19 protein-coding genes and 1 pseudogene are annotated in these 20,222 nt (G+C 70.5%); 18 read left to right on the top strand and 2 right to left on the bottom strand.

The genetic code is table 11. The features are described 5' to 3' along the window. Window positions 1-32: 32 nt before the first annotated feature. A complete protein-coding gene (locus LXT23_RS05215) occupies window positions 33-887 on the bottom strand; it encodes a zinc metalloprotease (protein ID WP_253978949.1) in 855 nt (284 codons plus the stop codon). Window positions 888-1,098: 211 nt separating this feature from the next. Between LXT23_RS05215 and LXT23_RS05210 the strand changes: the two genes are divergently transcribed. The 7 genes from LXT23_RS05210 to LXT23_RS05180 all read left to right on the top strand — a co-directional run bounded on the left by LXT23_RS05210 (window position 1,099) and on the right by LXT23_RS05180 (window position 9,190). Further along, window positions 1,099-2,229, top strand: coding sequence for a bifunctional UDP-sugar hydrolase/5'-nucleotidase (locus tag LXT23_RS05210; RefSeq protein ID WP_253978948.1), 1,131 nt, complete (start codon window positions 1,099-1,101; stop codon window positions 2,227-2,229). 107 nt (window positions 2,230-2,336) lie between these two features. Next, window positions 2,337-3,638, top strand: a complete 1,302-nt coding sequence (locus LXT23_RS05205; protein WP_253978947.1) for a M20/M25/M40 family metallo-hydrolase — start codon at window positions 2,337-2,339, stop codon at window positions 3,636-3,638. A gap of 18 nt (window positions 3,639-3,656) precedes the next feature. Then, entirely contained in the window at window positions 3,657-4,520 is an 864-nt protein-coding gene (locus LXT23_RS05200; protein ID WP_253978946.1) for a hypothetical protein, read from the top strand. 139 nt (window positions 4,521-4,659) lie between these two features. Continuing rightward, entirely contained in the window at window positions 4,660-5,820 is a 1,161-nt protein-coding gene (locus LXT23_RS05195) for a pyridoxal-phosphate-dependent aminotransferase family protein (protein ID WP_253978945.1), read from the top strand. A gap of 250 nt (window positions 5,821-6,070) precedes the next feature. Beyond that, window positions 6,071-6,682 carry a DUF2378 family protein gene (locus tag LXT23_RS05190; protein ID WP_253978944.1) on the top strand — a complete coding sequence of 204 codons (612 nt, stop codon included), beginning with the start codon at window positions 6,071-6,073 and terminating at the stop codon, window positions 6,680-6,682. 108 nt (window positions 6,683-6,790) lie between these two features. Continuing rightward, window positions 6,791-7,762: a hypothetical protein gene (locus tag LXT23_RS05185; RefSeq protein WP_253978943.1), complete on the top strand. Its 972-nt coding sequence runs from the start codon at window positions 6,791-6,793 to the stop codon at window positions 7,760-7,762. Window positions 7,763-8,008: 246 nt separating this feature from the next. Continuing rightward, window positions 8,009-9,190 carry a serine/threonine-protein kinase gene (locus tag LXT23_RS05180; protein ID WP_253978942.1) on the top strand — a complete coding sequence of 394 codons (1,182 nt, stop codon included), beginning with the start codon at window positions 8,009-8,011 and terminating at the stop codon, window positions 9,188-9,190. Here LXT23_RS05180 and LXT23_RS05175 read toward each other — a convergent pair. Beyond that, window positions 9,165-9,503, bottom strand: a complete 339-nt coding sequence (locus LXT23_RS05175) for a helix-turn-helix domain-containing protein (protein ID WP_253978941.1) — start codon at window positions 9,501-9,503, stop codon at window positions 9,165-9,167. The genes LXT23_RS05180 and LXT23_RS05175 overlap by 26 nt on opposite strands. Before the next feature lie 295 nt (window positions 9,504-9,798). Here LXT23_RS05175 and LXT23_RS05170 point away from each other — a divergent pair, with 295 nt between their 5' ends. From LXT23_RS05170 to LXT23_RS05120, 11 genes and pseudogenes are all read left to right on the top strand, one after another. Next, window positions 9,799-11,712 (top strand): serine/threonine protein kinase, encoded by a 1,914-nt coding sequence (locus LXT23_RS05170; RefSeq protein ID WP_253978940.1) that lies wholly within the window; start codon window positions 9,799-9,801, stop codon window positions 11,710-11,712. A gap of 76 nt (window positions 11,713-11,788) precedes the next feature. Then, window positions 11,789-12,700, top strand: a complete 912-nt coding sequence (locus LXT23_RS05165) for a DUF2381 family protein (protein ID WP_323378769.1) — start codon at window positions 11,789-11,791, stop codon at window positions 12,698-12,700. 53 nt (window positions 12,701-12,753) lie between these two features. After that, a pseudogene (locus LXT23_RS05160) lies at window positions 12,754-12,954 on the top strand (AHH domain-containing protein); the annotation flags it as partial. A gap of 15 nt (window positions 12,955-12,969) precedes the next feature. Next, window positions 12,970-13,539, top strand: a complete 570-nt coding sequence (locus LXT23_RS05155) for an imm11 family protein (protein ID WP_253978938.1) — start codon at window positions 12,970-12,972, stop codon at window positions 13,537-13,539. A 144-nt stretch (window positions 13,540-13,683) separates the two neighbouring features. Continuing rightward, entirely contained in the window at window positions 13,684-14,148 is a 465-nt protein-coding gene (locus LXT23_RS05150; RefSeq protein ID WP_253978937.1) for an imm11 family protein, read from the top strand. Between the two features lie 66 nt (window positions 14,149-14,214). Then, a complete protein-coding gene (locus tag LXT23_RS05145) occupies window positions 14,215-15,570 on the top strand; it encodes an AHH domain-containing protein (RefSeq protein WP_253978936.1) in 1,356 nt (451 codons plus the stop codon). Between the two features lie 13 nt (window positions 15,571-15,583). Next, window positions 15,584-16,156, top strand: coding sequence for an imm11 family protein (locus tag LXT23_RS05140; protein WP_253978935.1), 573 nt, complete (start codon window positions 15,584-15,586; stop codon window positions 16,154-16,156). Between the two features lie 159 nt (window positions 16,157-16,315). Beyond that, complete coding sequence (locus LXT23_RS05135; protein WP_253978934.1) at window positions 16,316-17,740, top strand: sensor histidine kinase; 1,425 nt, start codon at window positions 16,316-16,318, stop codon at window positions 17,738-17,740. Beyond that, window positions 17,737-18,204 (top strand): response regulator, encoded by a 468-nt coding sequence (locus LXT23_RS05130; RefSeq protein WP_253978933.1) that lies wholly within the window; start codon window positions 17,737-17,739, stop codon window positions 18,202-18,204. The genes LXT23_RS05135 and LXT23_RS05130 overlap by 4 nt, the downstream gene beginning before the upstream one ends. Beyond that, window positions 18,201-19,829: a hybrid sensor histidine kinase/response regulator gene (locus tag LXT23_RS05125; RefSeq protein ID WP_253978932.1), complete on the top strand. Its 1,629-nt coding sequence runs from the start codon at window positions 18,201-18,203 to the stop codon at window positions 19,827-19,829. The genes LXT23_RS05130 and LXT23_RS05125 overlap by 4 nt, the downstream gene beginning before the upstream one ends. Next, on the top strand, window positions 19,826-20,194 hold the full coding sequence (locus LXT23_RS05120) for a response regulator (RefSeq protein ID WP_253978931.1): 369 nt from the start codon (window positions 19,826-19,828) through the stop codon (window positions 20,192-20,194). Before LXT23_RS05125 ends, LXT23_RS05120 begins: the two co-directional genes overlap by 4 nt. Window positions 20,195-20,222: the final 28 nt, after the last annotated feature.

The following is a 20,222-nucleotide window of genomic DNA, read 5'->3' as shown; positions in this document are numbered from 1 at the left end:
ACCAGGAACTCTCGTTCGCTGGACCCTTGGGTCTAGCGGTACGTCGTCTTCATGCTGTTCATGCGGGTGCGCTGACCCGCGCTGAACGTGTTCATGCAGGAGTCGTAGCTGTAGTCCATGAAGTTGGTGATGGGGTCCAGACCGGCCGTCGTGCAGGTGTCACGGCCCGTGGGGCAGCCGGAAGCCGGCGAGGCCTCGGGCGGGGTGTCGCTCACGCTGTCACCGGGGCTGGCGCAGCCGCCCTGGAACGTGTGGTACAGGCCGAGCCAGTGGCCGACCTCGTGGGTGCCCGTGTCGCCCTGGTTGTAGTTGGTGGCCGAGCCGCCGGGCAGCGAGGAGTTCAGCACCACCACGCCGTCCATCTTCCCGGCGGCGTTGGTCCAGGGGAAGGTCGCCCAGCCGAGCAGGCCGCCACCGGGGGCGGAGACGTAGAAGTTCAGGGTCTCCTTGCCGCCGCGGCGCAGCGTGTTCTTCATCGCCGACTCACCGGAGGAGCCCGGCTGCGCGCTGTACCAGGTGCTGTTGTTGGTGGTCGTCGTGCCCGCCAGCGTGAACGTCGCGCCCGTGGACGCGTACGCGGCGTTGAGCACGGCCAGCTGGTTGTTGATCTGCGTCGTCGTCACACCACCCGTGCCCGTGCTGGTGCGGATGATGTGGAACCAGGTCGGCACCGTGAAGGCCTGCGCCGTCACGCGGCCCTCCAGGGCCAGCTGCGCACGGCGGGCCTCGAAGTCCGCCTCCACCTGCGCCACCGTCTCCGGGTCCAGGTCCGGGTTGCCGCACTTGCGGGTATCCGTCGCGGCCTCCTCGACGGGCTCCCCGGCCTGCAGCTCAGACTCGTCAACGGGACCACAACCGACCATCGCCACCAGGGCACCAACAGTCACAGCCGACTTCCCGAAAACTCCGCGCATGCGTCCACCCTCCAAGGTGAATGACGCGCGTCTTGTATATGAATCCGGAAATATAAACAATGCGAGAAGTAACTAGTAAAACCGGATTACATGTATGTCTGGAATGACTCGATACGGGTTTTTTTCCACCCGGCTGTTTCGAGGTGCGCGGAAGTCTAGGCTCGCGCCCCCGCGAGGAGGACACGTGAAGGCCCGACTCACCCTGCTGCTGCTGGCCGCATCGCTGCTGACGTCCGTGGAAGCCCATGCCGCGCCGCGCCGTCTGGTGTTGCTCTTCACCGGAGACAACCAGGGTGAGATAGCGCCGTGCGGCTGCAAGGCGGAGCCCCAGGGCGGGCTGGCACGGCGGAAGACGGCCGTCGAAGCGGAGCGTGCGCGGGGCGTACCGGTGGTGTTGCTGGACGCGGGTAACGCGCTGTTCCGCAAGCCGTTGCGTCAGGATGACGCAGTCGTCCAACAGCGCGCGGACCTGGTGCTGGAGCAGATGGAGGCGCTGGGCACGGCGGCCATGGCGGTGGGCGCGCGGGACTTGTCCCACGGCCTCGCGTACCTCCAGAAGGCCACGCGCGGGCCGAAGAAGCAGCTGAAGCTGCTGTCCGCCAACCTGGTGGACAAGGCGGGCAAGGCGCCCTTCGCGGCGTCCACGGTGGTGGAGGCCGGGGGCCTCAAGGTGGGCGTGGTGGGCGTGTCGCCCGAGGGCGCCGTGGCCGGAGAGCCCGCGCTGACGGGCCGGGCGCCCCTCGACGCGGCGCTGGCCGAGGCGCGCAAGCTGCGCCAGGCGCGCAAGGTGGACGTGGTGGTGGTGCTGGCGGCGGTGCCCTACCAGGAGGCCATGAAGCTGGCGCTGCTGGCGAACGACGCGGTGGACTTCGTGGTGCAGTCCAGTGAGAACAAGGGCCTGGGCATCGGCAAGCGGGTGGGCACCCACGCGGCCGTGTTCCCCGCGGGCGAGCTGGGCCGGCAGTTGACGCGGCTGGAGCTGAGCGTGGACGGGCCGGGGCCTTCGGTGGACCTGGGCATGGGCTCGCGGACGCGGCAGCAGCTCCAGGTGGTGGAGGGCAACCTCCTGAAGGCGCACGAGCGCCTCAATGCCACCCAGGACGCGCAGGCGCGCGCGGACCTGTCCCGCACCATCGTCGAGCTGGAGGGCCGCCTGCGGCAGCTGGAGTCGGAGGCGGAGGTGAAGCCGGCGGCCGGCGGTCGCTCGCACCAGCTCTCCTACATCACCCTGGGAGAGGCGGTGGCGGACGACCCGGCGCTGAAGCAGCGCGTGGAGAAGCTCGAGCCGCCCGGCTCCGCCATGCCCGTGCCCTGACGCGTCCGTCCGACTTCGTACGCGGCGCCGAGGCCGGAGGCGCCAGGGTGCTCCGGCCTCGTCGTTTCCGGTGACTTCCGGCGGGGGCTCGGCTCCAATCCGCCGCCATGAACGCGCTCGCCCTTCGTGAGGACCGCTTCCTGGACGTGCTCCGGCGGCTCATCGCCCTGACGCCGAAGCTGCAGAACAACCCCGCTGCGGGCCTGGTGCCCGAGGAGCGGCTGGCCGCCCAGGTGGTGCTGGACGCGCTGGCCCCGCACCTCCAGAGCGGCTTCATCCAGGCCGAGTCCCTGGCCGCGGCCGGCAACGAGTCCCGCCCCTGCCTGGTGCTCACCGTGAAGGGCAGCGACGCGGCGGCCGGCGCGCTGGGCTTCGTGGGCGCGCACTTCGACGTCGTCCCCGCGGACGAGAAGGGCGAGGGCTGGGAGCGCAGCCCCTTCACGCTGTGGGAGGGGCCCGGCGGCGTCCTCTACGGGCGCGGCGTCACCGACTGCCTGGGCCACGTGGCGGTGCTGACAGACTTGCTGGCGCAGCTCGCCGAGCGCGGTGAGCGCCCGCGCCGCACGCTGAAGGTGGTGCTCATCTCCAACGAGGAGTCCACGGACCTGCCCGGCCTGGGCCTGGGCTACGTGGCCGAGCAGGGCCGGCTGAAGGACCTCGCGGGCCAGCCGGTGTACTGGCTGGACAGCGCCAACTTCGGCCCCACGCTGGGCACCGGTGGCATCGCCCTGTGGGAGCTGAAAGTCACCGGCGTGGGCGGGCACTCGGGAATGCCGCAGAACTGCGTCAACGCGCTGGAGCTGGGCATGGCGGCGTCGCTGGAGCTGGCGCGCTTCTTCCGCGAGCGCTTCCCGCCCACCGAGGACGAGAAGAAGTGGGGCTTCCTCTCCTCGTCCAGCCTCAAGGCCACGGTGGTGGAGGGGCCCAACGCGAAGGAGACGAAGATTCCCTCCGACGTCACGCTGCGCGGCGACGTGCGCCTCACGCCCTTCTACGACTTGAAGGAGATGCAGCGCACGGTGACGGACTTCATGCGCGAGCTGGATGCCCGGCTGGAGCGCGACGAGGCCATCCCCGGCTTCCCGCGCACGCGCACCGCGGCGGGCAAGCGCGGCACGCTGTCCTTCCGCTTCCCGGGCAGCGGGACGGAGGGCATCGCGTGCCGGCTGGACTCGCCGGGGCTCCAGGCGCTCAAGGACGCGATGCAGGCGGTGCGCGGCGTGGCGCCCACGCCCTTCTCGCTCACCGGCTCGCTGCCGCTCGTGAGGGATTTGCAGCGCCAGGGCTGCGACGTGCAGATAACGGGCTTCGGGGAGATGGCGTACTACCACGCGCCCAACGAGCAGGCGCGGCTGGAGGACTTCCGGCAGGGCTTCACCATCCTCCGCGAGCTGCTCGTGCGGCTGTAGCGCCGCGGGAGGCTCACGATGCGGGTCGCCGAAGCGTTCCTCACGCGGCAGGGCCAGGTGCAGGCGCTCTGGCCCTATGAGTCCTCCTACGACGTCCACCACTTCCTCTTCGAGGCGGACGCACGGAGGCTCGCGGCGCTGGTCGACGCCCTCCGCGCCTTCGAGCGCACGGCCGAGGTGGCGACGCTGGTCGACTACCTTGCCCGCGAGCGCCCGGACTTCGACCGCGCGCTCGACGAGGTGCGCTGGCATGTCCCCGCGTCCGAGCTCGAGGCCTTGATGCGCGAGGACGGCGACGCGCGCGCGGCGTGGCTGGATGCGCGCGAGGGTACAGGGTGGGTGCGGGCGCATCGCTACCAGCAGCTCCGGTTCGGCGTGCGGCGCTTTCGAGCGCTCGTCGAGAGGGAGGCCGCGCGGGAGCTGATTCATTCCGAGGCGGAGGTGCTCTGGCGGCTCGTGCGGGAGTCCCCCGCTCCGGGGGCCATCGTCCAGACGGCCCGGGAGCGCGCCAGGGAGGGCCACTCGCACGAGGTCTTCGGACTCTGCCTGCAGACGGCGCTGCTCCCGGAGGCCGACGACCTGGGAGGGGGTGTCCTCTTCAGCCTCGACATCGGCCCGGGGGACCCGGGGCCGTACCCGCTGCCACGGACGCTCGTCTCCGAGGTGTTCCGGGCCTCCGCCCTGCTCTCGGATGGCCGCCATGAAGAGCTGGGGGCCATCACCTGGGGCGTGGGCGAGGACCTGGAGCAGGTGGCCCGCGAGCTCCGGCTCTCGGGAGGGCAGTACGCCTCGACGGAGCTGGCGGACGCGCTGGCCCGGCTGGGCGCGCGGGGCGCGTGTGCCGTGTCCTTCACGGCGCTCAGGCGGGACGCGGAGGGCTGACGCTGTCGCGCGTCCATCCTTCCGGCGCACATGTCCGTGGACAGCGGCCGGGGCCGGTGGGCACAGTCGGTCCGCGCCGTATCGAGGGCCGCGGGCACCTCCGCCCGCGCCGGACTCGGGCGCGAGGAGTGGTGACACCGTGAGAGACCTGCTGATGATTCCGGGCCCGGTGGAGTTCGAGCCAGAGGTGCTGCAGGCGCTGGGCGCTCCCACGCTCGGCCACACGGACCCGGCCTTCATCGCCATCTTCGGCCGGGCGCTGAAGCGGCTGCGCGAGGTGTGCCTGGCCCCCGGCGCCCAGCCCTTCGTGGTGGCCGGCTCCGGCACCCTGGCCATGGAGCTGGCGGGCGCCAACCTAGTGGAGCCGGGAGACGCCGCGCTGGTGGTGAACACCGGCTACTTCAGCGACCGGATGGCGAAAATCCTGGAGCGGCACGGCGCGAAGGTGACGCACGTGCGCGCGGCCCCGGGTGACGCTCCGTCCGTGGACGAGGTGGAGACGCACCTGGCGCGCGGAGGCTTCAAGCTGCTGGCCGTCACCCATGTGGACACCTCCACCGGGGTGCTGACGCCCGTGGAGGCGCTGGTGAAGGCCGCGCGCAAGCACGGCGTGCTGTCCGTGGTGGACGGCGTGTGCGCCACCGCCGGCGAGGCGTTCCACCAGGACGCGTGGGGCGCGGACGTGTACCTCACCGCCAGCCAGAAGGCGGTGGGCGTGCCGCCCGGGCTGGCGCTGCTCACCGTGGGGCCCCGCGCGCTGGAGGCGTGGCGCGCGCGCAAGGTGCCGGTGGCCAGCGTCTACTCGGACTGGGCGGAGTGGCTCCCCATCATGGAGGCGTACGAGGCGGGCAAGCCGGCGTACTTCGCCACCCCGCCCGTCAACCTCGTCTGCGCGCTGGACGTGAGCCTGGGGCAGGTGCTCGCCGAGGGCATGGAGGCGAGATTCGCCCGGCACCAGCGCATGGCGCGAGCCTTCCGCGCGGCGTGGAAGGCGCTGGGCCTGCGCATGCTGCCGGTGTCCGACGCCGTGGCCGCCCACACCCTCAGCGCCGTCTACTACCCGGACGGCGTGGACGCGTCGCTGGTGGGGCGCGTGAAGGGGCAGGGCATCGTCGTGGCCGGCGGCCTCCACCCGGAGCTCAAGGCGCGCTACTTCCGCGTGGGCCACATGAACCGCGTGGGCCCCTCGGACGTGCTGGCCGCCGTGGGCGCCGTGGAGCGCGCCCTGCTCGCCGCCGGCCACGAGTCGGAGCCGGGCGCGGGCGTCGCCGCCGCCCAGGCCTCGCTCGCCGCGAGCTGACGCCCCGCGTCGGACGGCCACCCCCTGTCGGTTCATCTCCCCCTCCCGGTCTGCTCAACCGGGAGGGTTTCGTCTTCCCTGGGAGACAATTGCGTCCAGCCAGGAAGAATGATTCGACAGGAATAGAAAAGTATGAGAGGGTTGGCATCCCGGAAGTGGGGGGAATCAGGCCAAGCCGGAAGTACCTGCCAGATTCACGGGCAGTCCATTTCCGAGCCTGACCTGGAGCGTCCCCTCGGGGGAGATGACCATGCACCTGAGTACTGAATCGACGAGCGCTGGCGGCGCGGCCTGGGAGCTGGAGCTGCGGAGGCTTGCGGCGAGCGACGAGGACACGGCGCGGGGGATGTTCTTCCAGGGGACGTTGGACGTCGTCGGCTTCCTGGGCGGTGAGGGCGCGGTGGCCCGGTGCAAGGGCGTGGCGGGCCTGTGGGAAATCAACCCCGTGCACATGTACCCCATCAGCAAGTTCCTGCGGATGACGTCCACGGCGGCGCGGCTGCTGGCGCCCCAACTGGACGGCTTCGAGGGGGTGCTGCGGCGCATGGGGACCCAGGCGACGGTGGACTTCCTGTCGTCCATGTTCGGCAGGGACCTGATGCAGACGGCCAGCGGCAGCCCGCGCAAGCTGCTGCAGTCACTGGGTGACTCGTACCGTGCGGCGGTGAGCTACGGCGAGCGCTACCCGCTGTGGACGAGCGAGAAGAGCGCGCGCTTCATCATGCGGCGCGACTTCATGCCCGCCGCGTACCACGAGGGGACGCTGCTGAGCGTGCTGGAGGCCATCGGCGCGCGCGACGTGCGGGTACACGGGCGGCAGGTGGCGCTGCTCGATAGCGAGTACGAGCTGTCCTGGAAGTGAAGTAGCCTGTCCGCCTGCATGAAGGCGGGACCAGGCATGGTGGCATCCGGAGTCTGTCCCGAGAGGCGACACCGTGCGCGACGGTGGGCCCGGCGTTCCGGGCGGCTCTTGGCCCTGGCCGCGCTGCTGTTGGCGGGCGGCGTGGCCGCGCAGACCTCGGTGGACCGGGCCTTCGTGAGCGTCACCCTGGCGCCGGGCACGTCGCTTGGTGAACGCGTGGGGTGGCTCACGCAGCGGCGCCAGCTGGATGTCTTCCTGAGCCTGCCGCCGCTGTTCCTGGACGGGACGCGGCTCATCCTGGCCCCGACGGTGACGTACGGCAGCCGCGTGCTGTCGGTGGAGGGGAGTGGGCTGCGGGCGGAGGACGCGTCGGACTACCGCCTCCACCACGTGCAGCTGGGCCTGTCCCTCATCCGCCCCCTGCCGCCGAAGTGGCTGTTCATCCTGAGCACGTCTGCGTCGGCGCGGAGCGACTTCCGCGACGGGTTCAAGCCCGGGGAGGACCTGACGTGGACGGGCGTCGCGCTGGCGAGCTACTCGCTGGACGCGGAGCGGAGCGTGAAGCTGAACTTCGGGCTCGTCGCGGTGTACCCGTACGACCTGCTGCCGGTGATTCCGCTCGTGGGGCTGGTGTACCGCAAGGGGCCCTTCATCGCCGAGGTGGGCTTCCCGCGCGTCCACCTCCTGAGGCGGCTGGGGGAGGGGCTGGAGGCCGGCATCACGGGGAGCTTCGAGCGGCAGACGTTCCACACCTCGCTGTCGCAGGCGCGGGATGCGCTCGGCGCGCACTACGTGCAGGAGACGACCTTCCGCGTGGGGCACGCGCTGAACGTGCGGCTGGCGGGAGAGCTGTGGCTGAACACGTCCGCGGGGCTCATCGTGGCCAACGGCTTCACGTTGCTGGACCGCGAGCGTGAGCGGATTGGCGGCATGGACCTGGGCGCGGCCGCCTCGCCCTTCGCCCGGGTGGACCTGAGCTGGCGTCCCGCGCCGCGCGTCCCGGCAGCGGTCTGTCCGGCGCCCCCGGGCGATGCGATGGACGGTGCCGCGTCACGGCTCGGCGAGCCGCGGGTCCGGTAGTCCGGCTCGCCGCTGGTATCCACCGCGCGTGCGTGGGTGGCGGCGGAGGGAGGCCGCCCCCGTGGCCGATGGCCAGAACGCCCGGTGCCCTGAGGTCCTCCAGCTTCTTCTTCGTGAACCTGCCCACCGACTCGCGCCCCTTCGCGAAGGGGCAGATGGATCCGGGGTGAGTCTCTTTCGGCATGGATATACCTGCCACGGTCAGCCAGGTATAAACTGGGCGGCGGACCCTTGGAGGAGCCATCCATGCAGACCCCCGGCCCCGCGCCGCGTACGACCACCACTCGGGACGCACCGCCCCCCTTCGCCCCGGAGCGTCGTCACCTGCTCTTCAAGGTGGAGCACACCCGGTACGAGTTCCTCCGGACGCTGGAGCGCAGGGGCAACGGCGAGGTGCTCCTGCTGGCCGAGCGCCGCGAGCGGCATGGGCTGGCGGGCCCTGTCGTCGTCAAGCACGTCCGCTCACCCGCGGACCCCCTGCGGCGGCATCGGCTGGCGGAGGAGGTGCAGCTCGCCTACCGGCTCCACCATCCGGCCATCGCCCAGGTGCACTACTTCAAGGTCCACCAGGGCGCGCCGTACGTCATCATGGAGCACGTGGACGGGCCCTCACTGGAGACGGTGCTGGGGCTCATGGCCATGCGCCGCGCACCGGTGTCCACCGTGTTCGCCCTTCATGTCGCGACGGAGGTCGCGGACGCCCTGCACCACGCGCACACGCTCACGGACGGACAGGGGCGACCGCTGGGGCTGGTGCACCGGGATGTCAGCCCGCGCAACGTCCGGGTGGCCCGGACGGGCGAGGTCAAGCTGACGCACTTCGGGGTGGCGTACTCGCACCTGGTGGGCCGTGAGGAGACCGCCGAGGCGCTGCTCAAGGGGGACGTGGCGTATGCCTCGCCGGAGTACCTGCATGGCAAGCCCCTCACTCCTGCCTCGGACGTCTTCTCGCTCGGGCTGGTGCTGGTGGAGCTGGCCACCGGGCGCCACCTCTTCGCGGAGGCCGTGGAGACGCTGGAGGTACCTCCGCCCCGGTCGTCGGTCCTCCGTGTGGAGGAGGCGCCTTCGCTGCCGCTCACCCAGATGCTCGCGGTGGTGGAGCGCTACACCCCGGCGGACGTGGAGCAGGCGGTGGCGGGCCTGCCCCCGGACGTGCGCGCCGTCCTGCACCGCGCGCTGCGCAAGGAACCGTGCGAGCGTTACGCCTCCGCCGGGGAGCTGTGCGCCGCGCTGCGCGACTGTCTGAGCGCGGCGGTGGCGCGAGAGGGCCGGCCCTACGCACGTGCCGAGGCGGCCCTGGAGCTCGCCCGGCTCACCACGGACGCCAGCGCCTCACGGGACCAGGTGGAGCTGCTGGACGAGAGTCTCTTCCAGGCCGGCCTGGAGGCGCACGAGCTGGGGCCTACCGGCCCAGGGCGCCCGCCATGATGACGAGCGCCTTGAGCTTCTCCTCGTCCAGCTCCTCGGAGAGCGTCAGCAGCCGGCGCAGCAGGGGCGTCTCCTTCTTCGCGCCACGACGGGCCTCGCGGGCGAGGCCCAGCAGCTCGTCCGTGGAGATGCGCAGCACCATGGCCACCTTGCGCAGCGTGGACACCCGGGGCAGCATCTTCCCGCGCTCCATGCGGCTGTAGACCATGGGGTGCATGTCCAGCAGGGCGGCCACCTCCACCTGCGTGAGTCCCCGGCGTGCGCGGGCTTCGCGCAGCGCCTTGCCAAACGTCGCTCCCAGCTCTTCGTCCATGTGCGGGCGGCAGCGTAGCGGAAATCCTCCTTGCGAGGGCGGGCCTGGCAGCGCCTCCTCGAGGGTGCCCGGGACGGTGCGGAGCGACGCGGCATGAGGAGGGACGGCCTCCACCCCCCGCACCCCGGGCGAGGTGCAGGGGAGGTGATGCTATACCTTGGACGGTGATGGTGTGGTAAGCAGCACGGTCGGTGCCTCCCTCTCCTCCCCGGCTGGCGGGGCGCCGCACCGCCGCGCGTGGCTTCACGCCCGTGCCAGGGTCGGGTCATCCGCGCTCGAGCGCCGGGGAGTCCGCATGAGAGAAGCGCACATCCTCCACCTGCCGCCCGGCACCGACATCGCCGGGTTCGTCCTGGGCCCCCTGCTGGGAGCGGGAGGCTGCGGTGCGGTGTACCGGGCCGTCGGGGGAGGGGATGAGGTCGCGCTCAAGCTGCAGTCGCTGCGGAGGCTTGCCGGCTGGCCGGTGCGCGAAGGCACCATCCTCCTGCGTCTCGAGCACCGCAACGTGGTGGGCTTCCGTGCGTGTGGCCTGTACCCGGGACACGCGCCTTGCTGGTTCTACCTGGCCATGGAGTACGTGCGCGGGCGCACGCTGCAGCAGTGGGTGGACGAGGAGAACCCGGGCGCGCGGCGCGTGGCGGGGCTGCTGCTGGGAATGGCCCGGGGCCTGGAGGCCACCCACGCGGCACAGGTGCTGCATCGGGACATCAAGGAGCACAACGTCGTGGTCCGCGAGGAGGACGGGGAGGCGGTGCTGGTGGACTTCGGCGTGGGGGACTACGCCGGCGCTCCGAGGCTCACCCACGGTGTGCTACCGCCGGGCACCCCGCGCTACCGCAGTCCGGAAGCCCTGGCCTTCCGCCGGGCCAGCAGTCTCACCTCGGACGTCCGCTACGTGGCCACGCCCGCGGACGACCTGTATGCGCTGGGCGTCGTCCTCTACTGGATGCTCACGGGGCTGCATCCCTTCGTGGAGGTGGAGACGCCCTCCCAGGTGGAGGAGGTCATCTCCCACGTCCCGGTGGCGCCGCACGTGGCGAACCCGCGCGTGCCGGCCGTGTTGAGCGGGCTGTGCATGCGGCTGCTCTCGAAGCACCCGGAGGAGCGGGACACCGCGACGGCCCTGTGCGCGGCCGTGGAAGAGGCGCTGGCTGGCGCGGACGCGAGCTGGGACGTGCCGCTGTGCGAGGCGCACCCGGAGATACCCGAGCCGCCGCGTGTCTGGCCGGAGGATGACGCCGCCGCGCTGGAACTGTGGGTCCGCGAGGGGCCGGGGAATGGCGGCCCGCCGCGCCGGGGCAGGAGGCCTGGAGTCGTTGAAGGTGAGCCCATCGTGGAGCCGGAGCCGGAGCCGGCGCCGGTGGATGTGGCCGCCGTGCCTCCCACTCGGTTGCTGCGCGCGCGGCCCGCCCGGGCGTCCGGAGCGCTCGCGCGGCCTGTCCGGGGCCGGGCCCTCCTGGGCGGGGCGGCGCTCCTGGCGGTGGGGGTGGCGTTCGCGGGTGGGTTGTTGCTGGAGCGGACCTGGCGGCCGGGTGCGCCCCCGCTGCCCGAGGCTCACGGGGAAGTGGCGCCGGCCGGTCCCACGCTGGAAAGTGGACGGGCCGCGAGGCCGCCCCAGGCGGCGCCCACCGCCGCGGCCACCGCCTCGCTCGCGGTGACAGCGCAGAAGGAAGACCTACCCGTGAAGAAGACGCCCGACACCGTTTCGTCCCCCGCGCCGCCGGCGTCCGCGCGGCCTGGAGTGCTGGCCCGAGCGCTCACCACGGCCGCGGCCTGCACCGCGCTGGCCTGTCCCAGTGGGCCCCAGGTGCGCCCCCCGCCCGTGCCGGAAGCGTGTCCTCCGGGCGCCGTGGACGCCATGAAGGAACTGGGCATCCGGATGTACTCGCCCGACCCCATCACCTTTGGCGCCAGGGGGCTGGGTTATCGCGTCATCACCGTCAGGGAAGGAGAAGTGCAGGCGAGGGTGGGCCCTGACTTCGGCGCGCTCGAGAATGGAACGGTGCGTGGGCACCTCTTCGTGCGAGGTGACCGGGTCTATGGACGCTTCATCGAAGGGACGACCAAGACGGGTAAGACGTTTCCTGTCTGCCTGTCACTGGCGAACGAAGATGAGAAGGGAGTCCTGCGGGAGGACAGGAGCGGTGGCCCGGACTCCGCGCGCATCTACTCCACCCAGAAGGTCATGGCGGTGCCGAGCTTCGATTGAGCTGCCACAACGCTCTGGGATCTGACCGCGCGGCGCTACTGCCTGCCCGCATCATCGCTTCCGAGGGACTCTCCGCATGCTTGGCCTGATGCCCACCGTACTCTTGCTGCCCGCGCTGTTGAGCGGTCCGGATGTCTCCACACGGGTGGACACGGACGCCTGGGAGACAGGCGCGCGCCGTGTGGAGCTGCGTGCGGAGGCCTCGGGAGAGTCGGTGGAAGTCCGCGTCAGCCCAGGAGTAGGGACGCTCCTGCTGTTCGACTCTCCTCCGTCGCGCGTGGAGGTGGAGGCGCGTCAGCACTTCCGGGGCGTGGGCTTGGAAGGCGCCATGCTGACGCTGGTGCCCGACGCGACCTTCCAGGAATTGGGGCAGGCGCGGGTGACCGCGCACTTCACTGATGGCGCGGCTCCCGCGACGGCCGCGTTCCTGCTGCGCGTGGTACCCCCTGCCCTGGCGGAGCGGCAGGTCGAGGTTCATCGCCGTTCGCGCGGACTGGAGTCCTACGTCCAGGAGAACAGGGAACTCCGCTCGGAGAACGAGGCACTGCGGAGGGAAGTGGCGCGGCTTCAGGCGATGCAGGCGCATCCGGACGGGCTGGCGGGCCTGCTGGCGTCCGGCGTCATGACAGACAAGGGGGTTGTTGCACGTGATGTTACCTCCGCGCTCCTGATCCGGCCCAGGGATACGCTGTCCAAGGTTGACGCCAGGGCCTTCAGGTCCACCCAGCGGGTCGCGCTGGAATTGCTGCTGGAAAACTCTGGCGCCCAGCCGTGGCGTGCGGCGGGAGCGGCGCTGCAAGCCAGGGCCGGCGCGGTGCTGAAGGTGCTGCGCGTCTGGCAGCCGGTGCCCATTGCTCCAGGTGAGCAGGGGTACGTAACCGTGGAGGCGGAGAATGCTCCGCAGGTAGCGCAGGGCCCCTTCACGTTGACGCTGTGGGAAGAGGGCACCCGACACCCCATCACCCTGGGCAACATCACCTTTCCATGAGGCCAGATGCCGACGTGCCACGTGGGCCGAGTCCACAAGGCGCCATCCGCACGGTCGTCAGCATCAAGGGCCATCAGGGGCCGCACCCGCAGGCCTACCACGAAGAGGTCTTTCAGCGGTTCTTCGAGGCAACCAATAGATGTCGGAGCATGGGCCAATGCAGAGAAGCGCTGACGGAGGCACTACACCGGCTGGCACGCGAGACTGCCACCGAAGGTTCACGGCTCAATAAACTTGTGACGCGGAGCGAGTAAGCTCGCGAGCCTGCCATGCCAACACGGTTTTATGAATTGACTGACGACATGTCCATCCAGGGGCGCTGGTTGCTTGGAGTTCCCAGGGATGAACAGGGTCGCGAAATCGAAGAACCCTGGCTCTTCACGGATGGGGCGACGGTTGCCGACTCGAGGCACCTGCGCCTTCCCGTTGTTGTCCCTGGCTCAGCCCTCGATTTTTCTCGGGCGGCCTTCGCGATTCCCGTCGTACACCATCGTGTTGCTACGCGTCTGGCGGAGCTTGCTCCTTCCGATGTCCAGTTCGTTGACGCGACCGTGCAGGGACAAACCGAAAGTTTTTGTATTCTCGTCGCAACCCAGCTCGTCAAATGCATTGATGACAAGGCATCCGCGGAAGTCGAATATTGGCGGGAAGCGGATGGCCGGCCAGAGAAGGTTGGAAGGTATCGGAAGGTTGCCGGAATGCGCGTGGATCCGCTCAAGGCCGGCCAGGCGAAGGTCTTTCGTCCTTGGGGGTGGTCTGTCTCCTTGATTGTCGGTGAGGACATCAAGCAGGCCCTGGAGGAGATGGGAGCAACGGGCGTTCGGTTCACGGAGGTGTGACTGACTGGGTGACCCGTGCGCGATGAGGCGAAGCCGGTGGGTGAGCGCCGGAGATATTTCAAATTGTCACCCGGCGTGGTCCGTGGTGCGTGGGCCCTGGGGATTCCTACCGACCTGAACGGCCGCGAAGTGGAGGACCCCTGGATGTTCAAAACGGGGGAGCGAGTCCAGGGAGTCAGCCGTCTCATCCTGCCGGTTGACCGTCCCGGTAGAGGCTCGGATTTCTTCCTTGCTGGCATTGCGACTCCCGTCGTCCACGCCAGGGTCGCGACGGTCTTGACGGCGTTGGCTCCCGGCGACGTCCAACTGCTTCCGGTGAATGTGGCGGACAGCGTCGATAACTTCTTCATTCTCGTCGCCGTCCGGGTCGTTCGCTGTGTCGATGACGAGGCATCCGACGAAGTGGAGTATTGGCTGCCTCAGGACGGGGAGCCCGAGAAGGTGGGGACATATAGAAAAGTTTCGGGCATGCGCATCGACCCGTCGAAAGTCGGAGACGCCAAGGTGTTCCGTACCTGGGGTTGGTCCATCGCCCTCATTGTCTCGGAGGAGATAAAAGACGCCTTGGAGCGTATCGGCGCCACCGGCGTGAGCTTCACGGAGGTGTGAGCGCTGCGCCCCTACCACTCGGCGCGTGCCGCACCGCGGTCGGAGCATTTCTGGTAGTTGGGGCGCATGGTACTGCGGTGGCTGACATGGCTGATGATGCTGTCCGTGGCCAGCGGGTGTGCCACGTCGCGCGTGGTGCGGCTGGACACCGGAGCGGGCGAAGTCATCACCTTCCACCCGCGCACGGATGAGTTCGAGCCGGTGGAGTTGGAGGAGGACGAATTCATCGAAGCCGTCGCCGCCGAGGCGCGGATGAAGCGGGCGCCTTTGCGTCTCCAGGAGGCGGCGCGGCGGCTCTTCGCCATGGACGCGCGCAGTGGCACCTACGACTTCGACACGCGCACGCGCCGCTTCACGCCGGTGGAGGGCGGCGCGCCGCTGGAGAGCGACTTGCCCGAAACGGACGTGGCGCTGACGCGCGCGTACCTGCGCTGGTGCGAGAGAACGCAGCGCGAGGGCGACTGCCTGAAGCTGCTGGAGGAAGGGCCCACGCTGAATGGGGACGGCCGCTACGCGCTGGCGATGGGGCTGGCGATGGGCGTGGTGAACGAGGAGATGATGGAGGGCTTCAAGGACATGGCGGACCCGGAAGCCATGTTCGCGGCGGTGATGTGGACGGGCACGATGTACTTCCTGTTGGTTTCACTACGGGAGCCTGTGTCGAAGGGCGTGGCGGCGGTGATGACGGCCACGCTGGTGGTGTACCTGGGGGTGGACACGTTCTGGGGGCTGATAACGGGCTTTCGGCGGCTGGTGGAGGAGGCGGACCGGGCGCGCACCTTCGACGAGCTGCGGGACGCGGGTGAGCGGTACGGGAAGGTGATGGGGAGGAACGCGGCGAGGGCGTTCGCGCTGCTGGCGACGGTGGCGCTGGGGAACACGGCGGCGGGCTTCGCGGGCCGGGTGCCGAGGCTGCCCGGCTCGGCGCAGGCGTCGGTGCAGTCAGGCTCGCAGCTGGGTATCAGCCTGACGGGAGTCGGCGAGCTGCAGACGGTGACGGTGACGGGAGAGGCCATCACCGTGGGGCTGGCCCCTAGCGCGGTGCTCGCGACGGCGAATGGCTTGGGCGGGGCCGGGCTGGAGCCGGTGGAGGCCAAGGGCCATGACCATCACATCGCCACCAACAAGTGGACGAAGGACATCAACACCGAAGGTCCCTGGACTCCGAAGTTCCAGCGTATCTTCGACCGGGCAGGAATGTCGCTGAATGACCGGGCCAACATCGTCAAGGTCAAGGGCCATCAGGGCCCCCATCCACTGGAGTACCACAAGCAGGTGTTCCGGCGCCTGGACGAAGCCACCGTGAGATGTCGCACGATGCAAACCTGCCGGGACGCACTCACCGAGGAGCTTCATCGATTGGCACGGCAGATCTCCACGCCCGGTACTTCGCTGAACAAGTTGGTGACCCGTTCCGAATAGAGGGGATTCGTCCATGAGGGCACGGCGATATTTCGATCTGGCCGACGACATGACCATTCCTGGCCGGTGGTCGCTCGACGAACCAACAGACCCCGGGAACAGAGAACTGGACGACCCCTGGATGTTCAGAGTGGGAGAGACCATTCCCGACCCTGGGCCTTTACGCATTCAACGAAACCGCCCAGGGAAGCCGCTCGACTTCACGATTGCAGCTTTCGGCATCCCCGTGGTCCACGACAGGGTTGCCGCTGTCTTCGCGGAGCTTGCCCCACGGGATATCCAGCTGTTCCCAGTCGAGGTTCAAGACCAGTCCGAGCAGTTCCATATCCTCGTGGCGACCCAGCTCATTCGCTGCATCGATGACGCAGCCTGCAAGGAAGTGGAGCTCTGGACGCCCGAAGATGGGCGGCCGGAGAAGACCGGGAAGTACAGAGACGTATGGGGCATGCGCATCGACCCATCGAAAGTCGGAGACGCGAAGGTGTTCCGCACCTGGGGTTGGTCCATCGCCCTCATTGTCTCGGAGGAGATCAAAGACGCCTTGGAGCGCATCGGCGCCACCGGCGTGAGCTTCACCGAGGTCTGACGGCCAGGCACGTCCCTGAGCGGCTGCCCCTCCACCTGCCTGGCAGGCAGGCGCTGCCCGCCATGCCCCCGTGTCTCCACCCTGTCCTGCCTCCCGGGCGCTCCAGGGCATGTCAGGGGCGAGTGCGCATGATGGGTGGGCCACCTCCGGACGCCCGCCTTGGCCCAACTCGACCCTCGCCGCTTCCGCCGTCTGCTGCTGCGCTCCGTGGCGCTGCCGACAGTCCTGGTGGGCGCGCTCGCGGTGCTGCTGTTCTGGGAGGTGCGCCAGCTCCTGGAAGCCAACGAGACCGCGGACCGCTCCGATGCCGTGCTCGCGGAGGCCATCCAGGTGCGGCAGCTCCTCGTCGACCGGGAGACGGGCCTGCGCGGCTTCCTCCTCACCGGCGACCCCAACTTCCTGTCGCCCTACCACGCCGCGGGCCGGGCGCTGCCGCCCGTCATGACCCGACTGGAATCGCTCGTCGCCGATGCGCCGGACCAGCTCGCCCGCCTGGCGCAGCTGCGCGGGCGCTGGCGGGACTGGGAGCGTTTCGCTGACGAGGAGCTCAGGCGTCACCGGGAGGGTGAGGACTGGCTGGTGCTGGTGCGCGAGGGGCAGGGCAAGCGGCGCATGGATGCCCTGCGCCTGCTGCTGGACGAGTTCGTCGCCTCCGAGCGCGAGCGCATCACCCACCGCGCCGCCGTGGCCGAGCGACAGGCCCTGCTGGTGCTCTGGGGAGGGGCCGCCTGGCTACTGGCCCTGGGAGGACTGCTGGCCTGGCTCGCCCGCCGGCAGCTTGTCCACCTGGCAGGCGACTATGAGTCCCTGCTGGAGCAGGCGCAGGCCCAGGCGGCCGCCCTGCGCGCCAGCGAGGCGCGGCTGGAGACGCGGGTCGCCCTGCGCACCCAGGAGCTCCAGGTGGCCAACCGCGAGCTGGAGACCTTCTGCTACTCCGTCTCTCACGACCTGCGCGCCCCCCTGCGCGCGGTGGACGGGTTCAGCCAGGCGCTGCAGGAGGACGACGGCGAGCGCATCTCCCCCGAGGGCCATGAGCACCTGCGCCGGCTGCGCGCCGCCGCCAACCGCATGGGGCAGCTCATCGACGACCTGCTGCGCCTGTCCCGCATCACCCGCGCCGAGCTCGTCCGCGAGCCGGTGGACCTGAGCGCCATCGCCACCGAGGTGGCGGACGCGCTGCGCAGGGCCGAGCCCGGCCGCGAGGCGACCTTCCACCTCGCCCCGGGCCTCACCACCCGGGGGGACGCCCGGTTGCTCCGGGTGGTCCTGGAGAACCTGCTGGGGAACGCCTGGAAGTTCACCAGCCAGCGCTCCGGCGCACGTATCGAGTTTTTCGCCGAGTCCCGGGAGGGGCGGCCCCGTTACTGTGTCCGCGACAACGGCGTGGGTTTCGACATGGCGTACGCGGGCAAGCTCTTCTCCCCCTTCCAGCGGCTGCACCGTCCCGCGGACTTCCCAGGCACCGGCATCGGGCTGGCCACGGTCCAGCGCGTCATCCACAAGCACGGCGGCGACATCACCGCGGAGGCGGTGCCCGACGGCGGGGCCACCTTCTGCTTCACCCTCGAGGAAGCGCACGAATGACTGGCTCCGAGCGACCCATCCTCCTCGTGGAGGACAATCCGGACGACGTGGACCTCACCCTGCGGGCCTTCAAGCGCGCCGGCATCACCCGGCCGGTGGAGGTGGCCCGCGACGGGGTGGAGGCGCTCGACTACCTCTTCGCCCAGGGGACCTTCGCCGGCCGGGCGGGCCATCAGCTCCCCGTGGTGGTGCTGTTGGATTTGAAGCTGCCGCGGATGGACGGACACGAGGTGCTGCGGCGCATCCGGGCGGACGCGCGCACGCGGCTGTTGCCGGTGGTCATCCTCACCTCGTCGGTGGAGGAGACGGACCTGATGCGTGGCTATGGCGGCGGGTGCAACAGCTACGTGCGCAAGCCGGTGAGCTACACGGAGTTCGTGGAGGCGGCACGCCAGCTCGGCCTGTACTGGCTGGTGCTCAACCACGAGGCCCCGCCCGTCCCTCCGCCGGGGACGCGTGGATGAAGCCGCTGCGGCTGCTGATGGTGGAGGACAACCCGGACGACGAAGCGCTGGTCGTCATGGAGCTTCGCCGCAACGGCTTCGCCGCGGAGTCGCACCGGGTGCAGACCGCCGACGCCCTGCGCGAGGCCCTGCATCGCCAGGACTGGGACATCATCCTCTCCGACTACTCCATGCCCCGCTTCACCGCGCTGGACGCGCTGGCGGTGCTGCGGGACACGGGGCGCGACATCCCCTTCATCGTCGTGTCCGGCAGCATCGGCGAGGACGAGGCCGTGGAGGCGATGCGGGCCGGGGCGCGCGACTACTTCGCCAAGGACCGGCTGGTGCGCCTGGGCGCGGCCGTGGAGCGCGAGCTGCGCGAGGCGGAGGCGCGGCGCGAGCATGCGCGCGAGGAGCTGGACCGGGTGCTGCTCGCGCAGAGCTCCGAGGCGCTCGCCGAGCCGCTCGATTTGGACGAGCGGCTGAAGCGGCTGGTGCGGATACCCGTGCCCCGGGTGGCGGACTGGTGCGTCATCTTCCTCCACGAGCGGGCGCGCGGCGGGCTGCGGCTGGCGGCGCTGGCGCACCCGGACGCGGAGCGGGAGGCGCGCGCGTGGGCCATGGACCAGCGCTTCACGGCGCCCCTGGACGCGCAGGCGGGCCCCGCGCGCGTGCTGGCCACGGGCGAGCCGGAGTGGGTGGAGGACGTCTCGAAGCGCTCCGTGCCCGTCACCCGGGACGCGGAGCACCAGCGCGAGGTGGACCGGCTGGGGCTCCGCTCGGTGGTGTACGTGCCGCTGCGGGGCCGCGCGAGCGTCCTGGGCGTGCTGGGGCTGGCCACCAGCGGCGAGCGGCGGCTGGGGGCCGCGGACCTGACGCTGGCGCGGGAGCTGGGGCGGCGCGTGGGCCTGGTGCTGGAGAACGCGCGTCTGTTTCGCGAGGCCCAGGACGCGGTGCGCCTGCGCGACGAGTTCCTCACCGTGGCGGCGCACGAGCTGCGCACGCCCCTCACCACGCTGCGGCTGCAGCTGGGCTCCATGCTGGCGCCCTCTCTGCGCGGGCCTCCGGCCCCGGAGCTGGTGACGCGGCTGGAGCGCAGCCTGCGCCAGGTGCGGCGGCTGGGGACGCTGGTGGAGGGGCTGCTGGACGTGTCCCGGCTGAGCAGCGGCGAGCTGCGCCTGGCCCCCGAGCGCTTCGACCTGGCGGAGCTGGTGCGCGAGGTGACGGGGCGCTATCGCCCGGAGGCGGTGGGCGTGGGGTGCGAGCTGCGCGTGTCCGGCGAGCCCGGCATCTGGGGCCGGTGGGACCGGGTGCGGGTGGACCAGGCGGTGGCGGCGCTGGTGTCCAATGCCCTCAAGTTCGGCCCTGGCAAGCCGGTGGAGGTGGACGTGGAGACGGTGGGCCCCCGGGGACGGGTGTGCGTGCGGGACAGGGGTATCGGGATTCAGGAAGACCAGCTCGAGCTCATCTTCGAGCGCTTCGGGCGCGCGGTCAGCTCGCGCTCCTATGGCGGGCTGGGCCTGGGATTGTACCTTGCCAGGCGCTCCGCGGAGGCGCATGGAGGGCGTGCGTGGGCGGAGCCGCGCGAGGGTGGCGGAGCCTGTTTCACCCTGGAGCTGCCGTTGGAGAAGGAGATGCGTGAGTGAGCCGGCCGCTGCTGGTGGTGGACGACGACACGGACCTGCGGGAGGCGCTGGAGGAGGTGCTCCGCGACGCGGGCTACGAGGTGCTGGGGGCCAGCAATGGCAAGCACGCCCTGGAGGTGCTGGGTGCCGCGCAGACGCTGCCGGGCCTGGTGCTGCTGGACATGATGATGCCGGTGCTGGACGGGGGCGGCTTCGCCCGCGCCATGCGCCGGGAAGACAGGTGGCGCGACATCCCCGTGCTCGTCTTCTCCGCCTCCGCCAATGCCCGGCAGGTGGCGGAGGAGATTGGCGCGTGCGGCCACCTGCGCAAGCCGGTGGACGTGGACACGCTGCTGGACGCGGTGGGCCGGCACAAGGTGCCGTGAGCCTTCGGCCCCTGTTCCGTTCGGCATT

It is taken from the genome of Pyxidicoccus xibeiensis, assembly GCF_024198175.1.
GTDB classification, from domain to species: Bacteria; Myxococcota; Myxococcia; order Myxococcales; family Myxococcaceae; genus Myxococcus; species Myxococcus xibeiensis.
This window is presented reverse-complemented; position numbering and strand designations above follow the sequence as displayed.